The sequence below is a fragment of the Neisseria macacae ATCC 33926 genome, assembly GCF_022749495.1.
GTDB lineage: Bacteria > Pseudomonadota > Gammaproteobacteria > Burkholderiales > Neisseriaceae > Neisseria > Neisseria macacae.
In genome coordinates this window covers 2,362,607-2,376,721 of sequence record NZ_CP094241.1, presented here as the reverse complement: position 1 = coordinate 2,376,721, position 14,115 = coordinate 2,362,607, and the positions used below count along the sequence as shown (strand labels likewise).

General features: G+C 51.3%; 9 protein-coding genes. 4 read left to right on the top strand and 5 right to left on the bottom strand.

Annotated features, from left to right (window positions below; translation table 11 throughout):
- Positions 1 to 38: 38 nt before the first annotated feature.
- The 3 genes from MON40_RS11335 to MON40_RS11325 form a co-directional block, all read right to left on the bottom strand.
- Entirely contained in the window at positions 39 to 2,258 is a 2,220-nt protein-coding gene (locus tag MON40_RS11335) for a TonB-dependent siderophore receptor (RefSeq protein WP_003776369.1), read from the bottom strand.
- Between the two features lie 189 nt (positions 2,259 to 2,447).
- A complete protein-coding gene (locus MON40_RS11330; RefSeq protein WP_003776371.1) occupies positions 2,448 to 4,649 on the bottom strand; it encodes a TonB-dependent siderophore receptor in 2,202 nt (733 codons plus the stop codon).
- Between the two features lie 487 nt (positions 4,650 to 5,136).
- The gene (locus tag MON40_RS11325) at positions 5,137 to 7,263 is read right to left on the bottom strand and encodes an AsmA family protein (protein ID WP_003776373.1); all 2,127 of its coding nucleotides are present in this window, start codon (positions 7,261 to 7,263) and stop codon (positions 5,137 to 5,139) included.
- 240 nt (positions 7,264 to 7,503) lie between these two features.
- On the opposite strand from MON40_RS11325, the gene MON40_RS11320 reads away from it, so the two are divergent.
- The gene (locus MON40_RS11320; RefSeq protein WP_039862729.1) at positions 7,504 to 8,385 is read left to right on the top strand and encodes a chorismate mutase; all 882 of its coding nucleotides are present in this window, start codon (positions 7,504 to 7,506) and stop codon (positions 8,383 to 8,385) included.
- A 591-nt stretch (positions 8,386 to 8,976) separates the two neighbouring features.
- Here MON40_RS11320 and MON40_RS11315 read toward each other — a convergent pair.
- Both MON40_RS11315 and MON40_RS11310 read right to left on the bottom strand, forming a co-directional pair.
- On the bottom strand, positions 8,977 to 9,285 hold the full coding sequence (locus tag MON40_RS11315) for a DUF705 domain-containing protein (RefSeq protein ID WP_003776379.1): 309 nt from the start codon (positions 9,283 to 9,285) through the stop codon (positions 8,977 to 8,979).
- Positions 9,286 to 9,399: 114 nt separating this feature from the next.
- Entirely contained in the window at positions 9,400 to 10,194 is a 795-nt protein-coding gene (locus MON40_RS11310; protein WP_036492236.1) for an inositol monophosphatase family protein, read from the bottom strand.
- A gap of 76 nt (positions 10,195 to 10,270) precedes the next feature.
- On the opposite strand from MON40_RS11310, the gene MON40_RS11305 reads away from it, so the two are divergent.
- From MON40_RS11305 to MON40_RS11290, 3 genes are all read left to right on the top strand, one after another.
- Positions 10,271 to 10,996, top strand: a complete 726-nt coding sequence (locus tag MON40_RS11305) for a 16S rRNA (uracil(1498)-N(3))-methyltransferase (protein WP_003776382.1) — start codon at positions 10,271 to 10,273, stop codon at positions 10,994 to 10,996.
- Between the two features lie 354 nt (positions 10,997 to 11,350).
- A complete protein-coding gene (locus tag MON40_RS11300) occupies positions 11,351 to 12,313 on the top strand; it encodes a beta-ketoacyl-ACP synthase III (RefSeq protein ID WP_003776383.1) in 963 nt (320 codons plus the stop codon).
- 502 nt (positions 12,314 to 12,815) lie between these two features.
- Complete coding sequence (locus MON40_RS11290; RefSeq protein WP_003776387.1) at positions 12,816 to 14,105, top strand: DUF1294 domain-containing protein; 1,290 nt, start codon at positions 12,816 to 12,818, stop codon at positions 14,103 to 14,105.
- The last annotated feature ends 10 nt before the right edge of the window (positions 14,106 to 14,115 follow it).

The window sequence follows — 14,115 nt, the reverse complement described above, 5'->3', positions numbered from 1 at the left end:
CGGATTGTATTTTCAGACGACCTCGCTTTATAAAATGGCTACATCTTCCACTTGAAGTTCAAGGTTACATTGCGCGGTTGTCCGTAGAAATGTCCTTGGTAGGTAGCGCGGTGGGCGTAACTTTCGTAATAGCGTTTGTCGGTCAGGTTGTCGACTTTCAGACTGAGTTTGGCGTGCTTGGAGGGTTCGTATTGTACGGCTGCATGCCAAACTGCGTAACCGCCCAAATATTGTTTCTCTCCGTCCACCATAATCGGGCTGGATTTGCTTTGGACGTTGACACCGCCGCCCACCGTCCATTTGCGCGCCGCACCGGGCAGGCGGTACATGGTATTGAGGCGGAAGATATGTCGGGGCGTGTGCTGGCTGAAATCGACCCCGCGACCGTTGCGCTCTGCGGTTTGGGCGGCAGCGGTGGAGGTATAACGCCTTTTGTTGAAGGTGTAGCCCGCAAAAATCTGCCAGTCGTCGGTGATGTTGCCGGCAATTTCGGCATCAATACCGCGGCTTTCCATGCGTACAGGCGTGTAGATGGCGCGGTTGCCGCGTACCCAAGGACGGATATTGCCCGTTGCGAGGTCTTTACCCAACCATGTGTCTGTGGGTTGGTTGTGTTTTTCGGTTTGAAACAGGGCGAGGGTGGTGTTCAATTTATTGTTGTTCCACGCGCCTTTCCAGCCGATTTCGTAGCTGTTGCCCATTACAGGCGGCAAGAGCTTGTCATTGATGTCGTAATAATCGCCCGAGTATTTGAAAATGCTGGTGTAACTTGCATATAGGTTTTGTTGCGGGGTAATGTCGTAGGTAATGCCTGCGTAGGGGATGAAACGGCCTTTTTTATAGTGGCTGTCGGGGGTTTTCATCCATGACAGATATTGTGATTGCCGCCAGCGGCTGTAACTTGTGCCGAGCAGGATGTGCCATTTGTCGGCAATGTTCAGGCGGGTGGCTATGGTTGCCGTGTGGGTGTCGGGAACGGTTTTACGGATTTCGATATTGCGGGCCGTGTTCCAATCAGGTTTGGCAATTTCATCACCCGTCCAAGCAAAAACAGAATAGTTGCCATCTTTCAAGGGTGTGCCTCGCCACATATTATCGAATTTTTCTTTGGTGTATTCATAGCCCGCGTAAAGCTCATGTTCGCGACCGAACCAATCAAATTTTCCTTCTAAATCGCTTTGCACAGTCCATTGACTGTTGTTGCGGTCGCTTCTGCCGGTATAGCCGTCGCTCAATGTGCCTGCGGGCGAAATATCTTGCCGCTGCGGGACGTAACCATATTCGGTAACGGATTTGTTGCGGCGGTAATCGACGGAAGTGGTCAGATTCCAACGATCGCCGAAATGGTGCTTCCATTCGGCGAATATATTGGCTTTTTTGTAATCCGCACGGTTCCAGTTTGCACCCAAATAGCTGTCGCGCGGTAACCGCAGGTCGCTGCCGTCGGGATTGGCGGGCAGCCCGAACAGGGAAGGTACATCTTTTTCACGGTGGTACATCGCACTCAACGTCAGCATATCGTTTTCCCCGACTTGCTTGTCGATAACGCCGTAAATGATCCCTTTATTGCCGTCGCTGTTTTTACGCCAGCTTTTGTTTTTTTCAAGTACGGCAACCGCGCGCCCGCGCAAGCCATTGTCGCGGCTGAGGAATCCCGACACATCGGCGGAAGTGCGCAGCGTGCCGAAGCGGTCGGCGGTTGCGTCAAATTCAAGCAGCGGCGCAGCGGTCGGGCGTTTGCGGATGGCGTTGATACTGCCGCCCGGCTCGCTTTGCGCTTTACGCAAGCCGGTTGCCCCGCGCACGACTTCGATGCGGTCGTAAAGCGCGGTGTCGGTCAGTTGTTTGGCATCGTGCGGATTATTGCCGCACATGGTACAGACCGTCGAATTGACACCGTCTTCGCTGATCTGCGCGATGTCGAAGCCTCTGGATTGAAAGCGGGTTTGGAAACCCTGTTTGTAAATATTCAGCCCCGTGGTGGTTTTCAATGCGTCTTCCAGCGTGGTCGCGCCCGAATCGTCCATCTGTTTGCGCGTAATGACGCTGACGGATTGCGGCGTGTCTTTGGGGGAGATCGGCAGGCCGGTGGCGGTGGACATGGTTGGCACGGTATAACTGTCACGCGAAGCAGTACGGCTTTGTCCGGTTACGTTAACGGCGGGCAGGTCAACATGTTCCGTCTGTTCGGCGGTTTGGGCGGAAAGTTGCAGCGGGACGGCGGCAAGCAGGCAGGCGTAGCGGATCGGATGGTTCATCGCAGCTCCTTCAAGTGGGGATGAAGAGGTTTTTATGGGAAAGGGGTCGTCTGAAAACCCAACGGCGGTTTTCAGACGACCCCTTTCTTTTACAGCAACGGCAACCGTTCCCTGTCTGTCAGGAGCAGGTCGGATAGATTGCCGAATATGATTTGGTTATTGTTTTTTAATTTTGCTACCGCAGACGGACTACATTTTCCACTTCAGGCTGAACACGGCATTGCGCGGTTCGCCGTAGAAGCCGCCGTAGTTTTTTGTACGGTTGCTGTTGTTTTCATAGTAGCGTTTGTCAGTCAGGTTGTTGACCGCCAGCCCAAGTTGCAAATTGTCGGTCGGACGGTATTGCAAACCGGCATTCCAAACGGTATAGCCGCCCTGGGGCAGCTTGCTGCCGGTTTTGCTTTGACTGGACAAGCCTATACCGATACTTAACTTACCGTTTGCAAACGGCGGCGTATAGCTGCTGTAAGCGCGGAAAATGTGTTTTGGGGTCCAGTTGGCAAAATCGCCCTCGGTATTGGGATGGTTTTCTGTTTTGCGGATATTGTAGGTATAGCCGGCAAACAGTTTCCAATTTGCGCCGATTGCTCCGGAAATTTCCGCATCTACACCGCGGCTGCGTTCTTTTGCGGGAACGTAGTAGAAAGTCTGTTTCCTGTTGCCGCTGGCCGGAACGTTGACACGCACGCCGACGTTGGTGTTATCGGTTTGGAACAGGGAAACGGCCGTATTGAGTTTGCTCTGCATCCATTCGCCTTTCCAACCCAATTCGTAGTTTTTACCGACTTCGGGCGCGAGATAGCTGTTGTCTGCATTTGTTTTCAGAGTCGGTTTGTAGATGGATGTATAGCTTGCATAGAGGCTTTGCCCCGGCATGAAATCGTAAGTGATGCCGATGTATGGAATGAATTTGCTGTTTTTGACCGAATAGGTTTTTGCATCATTGTCCGGAGCGCCTGCATAACGGGACCAGTTGTAATCGAAGTCGCGTTTCCAATGGGTATAGCGTCCGCCTACCAACAGATGCAGTTTTTCCGTAGGATTGATGCGGGTACCTGCTGCAAGGGCGTGCGTATAGAAATGGTTGTTGCTGTCCATAATGCTGTATGGTTCGGCAGCCCAGTCCGGCTGGGGGATAACGGCAGAAAATGGATCGTAGCTGCCGGTTGCCTGCATACGGGTATGGTGCAGGTTATTGCGCTCTTTCGAATAATTATGAGTCAGGAAGATGTCGTGGGTTTGACCCAAGGCTTCAAACTTGCCGCGCAGGTTGTTTTGAATATGCAGATGTTTGCTGTCGTGCTGATAGCGGAAAGCCTGTTGGTCTTCAATACCGATGGATTGATTGGCTTTCAACCCGCTTTTGTCTGCCATTAAGAAAGCATACCTTTGGTCAGAGTGGCTGTTTCGCCAATCGATTTTGCTGTTCCATTTCCAGTTGTCGTTGAAGTAGTGGTCAAATTCTGCAAAAACACCATTTTTGATGAATCGCCCATGATTCCAATCGGCACCGAAATAGCTGTCGCGCGGCAGACTGCTTCCGTCTTCCCATAAAGGTAAGCCGTTGAGATTAGGGGTGTTGCGCTGGGCGATACGGTACGCACCGACAGAAACCTTGCTGTTTTCTCCGATGTCTTTTTCCAAAACGCCATAAAGAAGGCTATTTTGCCCTTTCACTTTATCCTGAAATGTTTTGTCATGATCAAAACTGCCGACAATACGCCCGCGGAGTTGGTTTTCTGAGCTTAAAGTGCCCGAGGCATCCAATTCGATATGCCGTTTGCCGAAACGGTCGGCTAAACCATTCATACTGATTTGTTTTTTAACCGTCGGTTTTTTGCGTACGGCATTAATCGTACCTCCGGGCGCGCTGTTGGATTGGGTCAGCCCGGCCGCACCGCGCACAACTTCAATGTGGTCATACATGGCAAGGTCGGTGATGTTGTGCCCGTCTCTGGCAGGACTGCCAAATATGCCCGGCGCACCAATAGTGGTAGCCATGCCGTCTTCTTCCAATTTTTCAATATAGAATCCGCGGCTTTGGAAATGGGTGCGGTTCCCTTGGCGAACGACATTTACGCCAGTCGTTGTTTTCAACGCATCTGCCAGCGTAGTAATACCTTGATCGTTAATTTGATTTTTTGTAATAACGCTGACGGATTGCGGCGTCTCGCGCGGAGTCAATGCCAGTCCTGTGGTAGAACTCATAGCCGAAGTCGTATAGTCATTTCGATTTTCGGTACGCAGGCTGCGGTTTTTGCCGACCACATTGACCTGCTTTAATTCGACCTGCTGCACTTCTTCAGCGGCGTGAACGGCTTGCGGCAGCGCGGCAAGACAGAACGCCAAGGTGCTGAGTTTGAAAAGTTTCTCTTTGTTTGTATTGTTCATTTGGTTGATTCCAGATAAAGCTGTTGTCGTAAAATGTTTATTTTTATTTGATATTTATAACCATAAAAACTATAAATATTCAAAGTATTATGTTTTTCAGACGACCTGCGTCAGATAAAACGGACGGATTTTATCAAATCCCGGCGGATAAAAAAATGTTGCCGCCGGGCGGAATACCCAATGGCAACTGCTTATCCAAGGTTGCAAAGATAGATATAAGGAACTAGCTGAAAATTAGTTATAAAGAACTATAAACCATCTGTAAAAAATGGCAACCGTTTTTTCAGACGACCTCACGTTTTTTCACATACTCTTGCCATAAGTCAAAATTCTGGCCAGCAATAAAATACCCCTTCTTCTGTTTGGCGGAAGAGGGGGTATCTGCGTATCAGTCAGTTTTAGCTTCATTTTCTTGCGAACCGTGAAAAGGCGGATTGCCGTGTGGCTAGGCAGGTCGTCTGAAAACGGTTTTCAGACGACCTTTGAGTTATTTGCGGTTGGGGTTGATCCATTGCCATTGTTCGCGCAGGGTGTTTTCGAGGGCTTTTTGTTTTTCCTGCGGGCTGTTGAGGCCGTCGGTCAGGCGGTTGTAGTCGATGGTGATGGACGGGTTTTGTACTGTGCCTCTGATTTTGAGCGGAATGGGTTTGTTTTGCGGGTTCAGGGCATTGCGGATGAGCAGGTCTTCCGATAGCTCTTGGGTGCTGAGGTCGGTATAGCCGCTGCTGACAACGTGCAGGCTGTCGGAAAAGAGCTCGGTATTGACGTGTCGGCTGATGCCTTTGTCGATTTCGCTGTTGAGGACGAAATGGTGGAAAGGGGTTTTGGGCGGCGGGGTTTGTTGGGTGTTGTCTTTACTGATGATGCCGTTTTTGAGGATGTTGTCCATGTCGATACCGTGCCATGCGCCTTCGGAGATGTTGAGGGTCAGCATCCCGTTGAGGTTTTTGAGCATTTGCTCGCGGTTGTTGCCTTTGGTGGTCAGGTCGATGACGGCGTTGCCGTTGCCGCTGAAGCTGTGGAAGCCGAACAGGTCTTGCAGCAAGGGTTGGATTTGTACGCTTTCTGCGTTTTGTTGGAGGTGGTAGGAGAGGGGTGTGGTGTTGGCTATGCTGATGCCGCCCTCGGTACGGCCTCCGTAGAGTCCGGCTTTGAAGTTGCTCAGGGTGATATGTTCGTTATTGGCGGTCAGCCGGGTTTCGACGTTGTCCAATTGGAAGCCGGGCGTTTGGATATTGTTGACCTTGATGCTGGCTTCGATATCGGGGGTGTTGGCGTGGTTGAGAAATTTCGGGTAGGGGTCGTCTGAACCGGCTTGAAAGTCTTCCAAGTAGGGGGTGAGGTTGAGTTTTTGCAGGGCGACGCCTGCTTCGAGTCTGGGTTTTTGCTCGGCTTGGGTTTGGTATTTTAAGCTCAAGGCAACGGGTTGGCGGTCGAATGTGCCTTTGAAGCTGCCTTGCCAGTTGCCGGAATCGGTCAGGCTGAAATTTCCGTCGAGCATGCTGATAAAGCGCGGTTGGGGCAGTCGGTTGACGGTGTCCTGCAGGGTGGTAATGCGCAGGCTGTCGGATTGCAATCCGGTTTTTTTCTGCCACAACATGGGGCCGCTGACGGTAAAGCTGGTTTGGCGCAGTTGGTTTTTGTATCTGCCGTTGAGATCGAAGCTGTCCAGGGTGATGACGCTCGGACGCAGATTGGTTTTGTCGAGTTTGAAGGAGCCGTCCCATTGGCTGTCGGGCGAGCCTGCGGTAAAGGCTCCGCTGACGGTATTGAGGCTGAGGTGGTTGTCTTTGAAGATGAGCAGGGGTGCTTGGGCGGTCAAGTGGAGGTTTTGTTGAACGCTGTCTGCGCGCAGGTTGATGTTGCTGACTTGTAGGGTGTGGTTTTGCGTTTGCCAGTCTAAGGCGCTGGTGATGTTGATTTTTACCGTGTTTTGGTCGCGGCGGCTCTGCGCTTCAAAGCGGAACTCGGGAATGCTCCAGTTTGCTGCGTTGGTTTGAAGCAGGCCGTTGCCGTTCCATTCGAGGGGGAACTGCGGATTGCGGATGTTGCCGCCGATTTTGAAACGGCGGCCGTCGGAATCTTCCGAACGGAGGTTGAGGCTGAAGTCTTCGATGGTGTACGGTGTGTTGTCGAGTTTCAGACGCAGGGTGCTGTTTTCTACGACGAGGCGGTTGAGCGTGGCCGTGTTGCGGGGCTGCTGCCAAAGGTCTTGCAGGCTCCATTTGCCGTTTTCGGCGCGTTCGATTGAGACATCTGCGCCTTTAAGCACCCATTTTTCGATAATGGGTGTGTCGTTCCACAGGCTGCTCCAGCCGATTCCGATGTTGGTTTCTTTAATGTGGATGGCGGCTTGCGTGCTGTTGGGATAGGAGATGACGACGTTTTTGAGAGTAAGGGTAGGGCGGGGGAACCAACTGCGCCGGATTTCAGGGCTGAAGCGGATGGTGCGTTGGGTTGATTGCAGGGCGGATTGGGTAAGGGTTTCGATGCGTTTGGGTGTGAAGAAGTTGTAAACCGATGCGTATAGTCCGGCTGCGGTGGCGATGACCGCTATGAGGCTGAAGATGAGGAGTTTCAGCCAGAATTTTCCGGAGTTTGGCAGAAGGTTCATGGGCTTTTATAAAAATTAAAGTATAAGAGTATAGCACATGCCTTTGGGATGGTTGGTGCGGCAGGACAGAGGGTTGTAAATGGGTATGAATGGTGGTTGCGGGTTTCAGACGACCTGATGGTTTGCTATGCCTTATAAATATGAATGTGGGCGGTTTGCACTTGTCCCTTTGTGTTGAGGTATCGTTTGGATAAAACGTGGCTATATAATGCAGGTTCTATTGGTATGAGGAGGGTGTCGATGATTATCGTAATGCGCAAATGGTCGAGTGAGGAATCTGTTCAACGGGTGGTGGATACGATTCGCAGCCGTGGCTTGCGGGAACATATTTCGCGTGGCGAAGAAAGGACGATTATCGGCGCACTGGGCGACGAGCGGGTCTTCCATTCCAATGAATTGGCTAGATTGCCCGATGTGGAGCGCGTGTTCCGGGTTTTGAACGATTGGAAAATCATCAGTCGGGAGGGGCAGCCTGAAGACAGCAAGATTTCGATACGGGGCGTGTTGTTTGGCGGCGAGAAGGTTTTGGATATTGCGGCGGATATCAATCGGATTGAGGATGCGGATGCGGGATTTGTCGATCCGTTTTATCTGTCGGCACGGCCTTATGCGGAAATGGACAACGGGAGCGAAAAGGCAAGAATCCAACTGATGCAGCAGGATATTCGGCGGCTTCATGAACAGGGAAAACCGATTTTGGTGCGTATCCGCGATGTGCGTCAGATTGATGAGGCTTTGAAGGCGCAGGCAGACGTTTTGTATCTGGGCGGAGAGCTGATGGGGAATCGGGTCTTGTTGGATGAAGTGGGTCGTCTGAATACGCCGGTAGTGTTGTGTAAAGATAAGCATCATCGGGTTGATGATTGGCTGGCGGCTGCCGAACACATCGCTTTACGCGGCAATCACCATATTATCTTGGGCGAGGCGGGGACTTTAAGTTTCGAGCCGGAACATGCTTATCGTTTGGATGTGGATGCGATTGTCAGGGTGCGGCAAACCTGTCATCTGCCGGTGATTGCGAACATCACGCGGTTGTGGCACAACGATATGCCGCAACATATCTTATATCGGTTGGCGCAGGCTGCCGGTGTCAATGGGATTGTCGGTTCTGGGGTGGATTGATATTTCAGTTTTTGAATAAATTTTGGCATAAAATGCTGTTGCGTGGGTTAGGCGTATATCTGCCTTATTTTGTTATCGAATTTTCAAGGCGGTTTTTGAAGCTGGATAATGAGATGGTAGATATACCCTGGCTTACAGCGGGATTTTTATGGCGTTTGGGATATAGATATTGCTTAATCAGGCGTCAGGAATGGGTTATCAAAACCGTAGATAAAAAAAACCATTCATACCAAGGGAGAAGTATGAATGGCCAATACATTGCGGGAAAACGTCTTACTTGCTGCACCGCCCAAAAGGGATAAAAGAGCGGTGTGTGTCAGCGATTTGAATTCTAGCAGCATTAGTATTAAATGCTGTTAAGAAGTGAAATCTTTTGAATAAATTGCGCGAAAACTCCGATAGACGTTAATTTATTGAGATAAGCGGTATTAAATTTGTTGTATTTTAAATTTCATATGTCATATTTTTACAACAACCATTTTAGAAGGTCGTCTGAAAAACTATTTTCAGACGACCTTTTTGTATACGGGACATACCAAGATGCGTAGCAATGGCATTTTAATCCCATCGGGCAAAATGCCACTATTGCCGCTATCCGTCGATTTGCCCGCTGTTGGTAGGAAGGAAGTGGGTGCAGAACCGCCATTCATGTACCGCTTGATCGTCAATATAGGCGTTTGGTTTGGGTAAAACTGCTTGGAAACATTCCGATATGCCCAATTCTTCTGCGCTGCGACGGGCGTAGTCGGCTCCTCCGCTGCTCCAGAGGTAAAGCATATATCCGTTTTCATGCAGGCGGCGGACTTGGCGGATGACTTCGGGCATGGGAATGCGCGTACTGCCTACGCTTCTGACAAGGGTGTCGTCCACATCAATGAAAATAACGGAAGGTCTGCTCATCAGTTTGATTGCTTCAAAATGGGTCGATTGATGTCAAAAAGGTCGTCTGAAAAACCTTTTCATAATTTCTATCTTTGTTTTGTTCAATCTGCCACTGTATTTGTTAAAACGGGTTTATTGGTTCTCCCGTATCCATTTTTCCCAACGCTCGAACAGGGCGGGTTGCAGGGCGGCGATGACGGAGCGTTTGAAAACATGTTCGCCGCTCCAGAAGTCGTCGCCTTCCAAAGTGGACAGGTTGCCGCCTGCTTCTTCGAAAATCAGCGCACCGGCGGCGTAGTCCCACAGTTTTTGCCCACCGTGGACGTAAACGTCGTAGCGTCCGCTGGCGAGGTAGCACCAGTCGAGCGTGCTGCTGCCCATGCTGCGGATGGTGCCGAAGGGGGCGAGCGTGCTCATGCGGCTGGTGAGTTTGCCGGAACGCAGGTATTTGATTTCGACGCCTGCGATGGCTTCGCTGAGTTTTTTGTCGACGGTGCGCAGGGGCAGTGGTGTGCCGTTGAGGTATGCGCCTTTGCCGCGTTCGGCGTAGAAGCATTCGCCGCTGACGGGGTTATAGATGATGCCGAGTTCGGCGCGGCCGTTTTTGACGAAGGCGACGGAAACGGCGAAATGGGGCAGTCCGTTGACGAAGTTGTTGGTGCCGTCTATGGGGTCGACGACCCACAGCCCGTCGGTATGCGCGTGCAGTTTCCAAAGGGTGGTTTGTTCCTGCACGCTCATTTCTTCGCCGAGCATGGGGCTGTCGATCAACAAGGGCAGGGCGGCGGCGAAGGCGGTTTGGGCGGCAAGGTCGGCTTCGCTGAGCATGGAGCCGTCTTCTTTGCGGTGCGACGGGGTATTCAGGAAGCGCGGCATGACTTCGGTTTGCGCGATGTGCCGGACGACTTTTTGCAATCGGTGTAACACTTTTTGTCCTTGTTTTTGCGGTTGGGGTGCGAAATCGTATAATCGCGTTATTATATCCGTTTTCACTTGAAGAACCATGTCCAGATTTTATCTGCCTGATGCTTTATATGCGGGGCAAGTCGTTGAACTGCCTGATAATGTTGTGCGTCATTTGAATGTTTTGCGCGTGCGCTGCGGGGAACAGGTCGTTTTGTTTAACGGCAATGGCAAGGCATATCCCGCGCGTTTGGATGTTTTGGAGAAACGCCGCGCCTGTGCGGAAGTGTTGCGCGAGGAGGAGACGGACAATGAGTCGCCGCTGAAAATCACGCTGGTGCAGTCGGTATCGAGCGGCGAACGTATGGATTTTACTTTGCAGAAAAGCGTGGAGCTGGGCGTGATAGCAATTCAGCCGGTGATCAGCGAACGCTGCGTCGTGCGCCTGAGCGGCGAGCGGGCGGACAAACGGGTGGCGCGTTGGCAGGAAATTGTGGTGTCTGCCTGCGAACAAAGTGGCAGGAATATTGTGCCGGAGGTACGCCCGCTGCTGCCTTACCGCGAGGCTTTGAAACAGATGTCGTCTGAAACGACCAAGCTGTTGATGAGTTTGAACCGCGCCCAGAGTTTGCGTGCCGTCAAGCCGTTTTCAGACGACCTGATTTTTATGGTGGGGCCGGAAGGCGGCTGGACGGACGAGGAGGAGCAGTTGGCGTTTGAGGCAGGATTCCAGTCGGTAACGCTGGGCAAGAGGATTCTGCGGACGGAAACCGCTTCGCTGGCGGCGATTGCGGCGATGCAGACGCTTTGGGGGGATTTTGTGTAACCGAGGTCGTCTGAAAACGGGATGGGAAGCGTAAATCCCTAGATGGTTTGAAAAGTCAGTTTCATTAAAATCATGGGCTTATATAGTGGATTAAATTTAAATCAGGACAAGGCGACGAAGCCGCAGACAGTACAGATAGTACGGAACCGATTCACTTGGTGCTTCAGCACCTTAGAGAATCGTTCTCTTTGAGCTAAGGCGAGGCAACGCCGTACTGGTTTAAAGTTAATCCACTATATTTGTTTTTCAAGCCATTGCCCGCTTTACCTGTTTTACGCCCTCGCGGCGTTGGGCAATTCATCCGTTTTCGCTTACAATAGCCGATTATCCGAATCAACGCTCAAAGGCCTTCACATGCAATACGCCAAAATTTTAGGTACCGGCAGCTATCTTCCCGCCAACCGCGTCAGCAACGACGATTTGGCGAAAAAAGTCGATACGTCCGACGAGTGGATTACCACCCGTACCGGCATCAAGTTCCGCCATATTGCAGACGAAGGCGAAAAAACCAGCGACCTCGCCGCCGAAGCATCGCGCCGCGCGCTGGTTGCTGCCGGTGTCACTGCCGATGAAATCGATTTGATTATCGTGGCGACCGCCACCCCCGATATGCAGTTCCCGTCCACCGCGACCATCGTCCAACAAAAGCTCGGTATAGCAAACGGTTGCCCCGCATTTGACGTACAGGCGGTCTGCGCGGGCTTTATGTACGCCCTGTCCACTGCCAACGCCTACATCAAAAGCGGCATGGCGAAAAAGGCTTTGGTCATCGGCGCGGAAACGTTCAGCCGCATCGTGGATTGGAACGACCGCACAACCTGCGTTTTGTTCGGCGACGGCGCAGGCGCAGTCGTGTTGGGCGCGTCTGACGAAGCGGGCATCATCCACAGCAAACTCAAAGCCGACGGCAACTACCTCGACCTGCTCAACGTACCCGGTCAAATCGCCAACGGACAAGTTTGCGGCTCGCCCTACATTACGATGGATGGGCCGGGCGTGTTCAAATTCGCAGTCAAAATGCTCGCAAAAATCGCCGACGAAGTCATCAGCGAAGCAGGTTATACCCCCGATCAAATCGACTGGCTCGTGCCGCACCAAGCCAATAAACGCATCATCGACTCCACCGCCAAACACTTGGGTCTGGACATGGAAAAAGTCATCCTGACCGTACAGGAACACGGCAACACATCCGCCGCGTCCATCCCGCTCGCGCTCGATGTCGGTATTCAAAACGGTCAAATCAAGCGCGGACAAAACCTGCTGCTCGAAGGCATAGGCGGAGGCTTCGCGTGGGGCGCGGTATTGGTGAAATACTGATTTTTTGTTTGTTTGAAACTTAAAAGGTCGTCTGAAACTGCGTTGGTGCGGTTTCAGACGACCTTTTTGATAGGAAAGCCGGGATTTGTATTTTGAGGGCCGGGTTAGTTGTTTATAGTGTAGAAGATTCAGGGTGGTAGTTGAAAAGTATAGTGGATTAACTTTAAACCGGTACGGCGTTGCTTTGCCTTAGCTCAAAGAGAACGATTCTCTAAGGTGCTGAAGCACCAAGTGAATCGGTTCCGTACTATCTGTACTGTCTGCGGCTTCGTCGCCTTGTCCTGATTTAAATTTAATCCACTATATGTTAGGCAGAGGGGGAAGGGCGTTGTCTCTGTCGAGCATTGAAAATAGGTCGTCTGAAAATGTGTCGTTGCTTCAAACCGACACCGTTTCAGACGACCTTTTATTCATTATGGTTAAATTATGCATAAATTATGATAAATTGGTATAATTTCAAAACTGATTATCCAATACATTTTTTCCTTAATATAAAAATAAAATGAACCATAATAAACATTACGGGACAATAGCCCATTGGTTCGGGGAAATGAGCCGCGGCTCCATTATTTGCGACGAATCTTCGCAACGCATCTTTGCCAACCGCCAATCCCTCCACCCCGATTATCAAGAACCTGAAACCGGACACCGTGTCAGCTTTCAAATAGAAACGGAAAACAACCGCGCCGTCGCAAGGGATGTCGAGCGCGTCAATCCGGGTTATAAAAACAATGACAGCGCGGTCATTACGCTGACCGACTGGGATTGGTCGAAGAATGGTGGTTATGGAATGGACGTTTCAAATGAAGGGCAGCCGGTCTTTGTGTTGGGACAGTTTCTTGCCGACCAAACCCGTACGCCTAGGGCGGGTGACCGCCTTGAAGGCACGCTCCGCCGCCATCCCAACGGACAATGGCTGCTGGTCAATGCCGTTATCCGCAGTACGCCTGAGTCCGAACCCGAGCCTGAATCGATACACGCTGCGCCCGCCCAAAAAGCGCAAGGTCAAACCGTACACTTTTTCCGTCCGGAGCACGGTCCTAAAGTTGAAGTCAAAATCGAGCAGCCGTTGGTTGCCGAAACCCGCTATCCCGCTCCGAAATCCGCTCAAAAGAATCTGTTGCCGCCCAATCAGGTCATGAGCGGTACGATTACCACATGGGACGATGCCAAAGGCTACGGCTTTATCCGTTTCGGCGACGAATCCCAAAATATTTTCTTCCACATCAGTGCGTACCATTACAATACCTGCCGTCCGCAAACAGGACAGCGCGTCAGTTTCTACTGTAACCGCCCGATAGAAGGCAACCGCCAACAAGCCGTCAAGGTTGTCCGGTTGGGCGACGAAGCATTCCTGTTTGACGAATTGCCACCCGACTACAACAGGCTCAATATCGATATGCAGGCACTCCTGATCAACAGCGTTATCGCCGTCGTTTTCCTGACCGTTGTCGCCGTACTTTCCAATAAACTGTTTTTCATTTACGTCCTTATCAGTATCACCGCCTTCATCCTCTATCAACAGGACAAGCAGACGGCGATGGAGTCCGCGCGCAAAATCAGACGTAAAAACGAATACCAAAACCGTATCCCAGAAAACAAACTGCACGCATTCAGCCTGCTGGGCGGCTGGCCCGGCGCATTGGTTGCGCGCGCCGCGTTCCGCCACAAAACCAAGAAAGTTCCTTTTGTTCAGATTTTCTGGCTGACAGTGGCAATAAATGTTGCCATTACCTATGCCCTGCTGATACATTACGCCGATAATCCTCTGACGAATTTTCTGAAAAACTAAACTGAAACAA

Coding starts and splice junctions, on each gene's coding strand:
- MON40_RS11335 (WP_003776369.1), bottom strand. CDS start 2,258: ATGAACCATCCGATCCGCTACGCCTGCCTGCTTGCCGCCGTCCCGCTG.
- MON40_RS11330 (WP_003776371.1), bottom strand. CDS start 4,649: ATGAACAATACAAACAAAGAGAAACTTTTCAAACTCAGCACCTTGGCG.
- MON40_RS11325 (WP_003776373.1), bottom strand. CDS start 7,263: ATGAACCTTCTGCCAAACTCCGGAAAATTCTGGCTGAAACTCCTCATC.
- MON40_RS11320 (WP_039862729.1), top strand. CDS start 7,504: ATGATTATCGTAATGCGCAAATGGTCGAGTGAGGAATCTGTTCAACGG.
- MON40_RS11315 (WP_003776379.1), bottom strand. CDS start 9,285: ATGAGCAGACCTTCCGTTATTTTCATTGATGTGGACGACACCCTTGTC.
- MON40_RS11305 (WP_003776382.1), top strand. CDS start 10,271: ATGTCCAGATTTTATCTGCCTGATGCTTTATATGCGGGGCAAGTCGTT.
- MON40_RS11300 (WP_003776383.1), top strand. CDS start 11,351: ATGCAATACGCCAAAATTTTAGGTACCGGCAGCTATCTTCCCGCCAAC.
- MON40_RS11290 (WP_003776387.1), top strand. CDS start 12,816: ATGAACCATAATAAACATTACGGGACAATAGCCCATTGGTTCGGGGAA.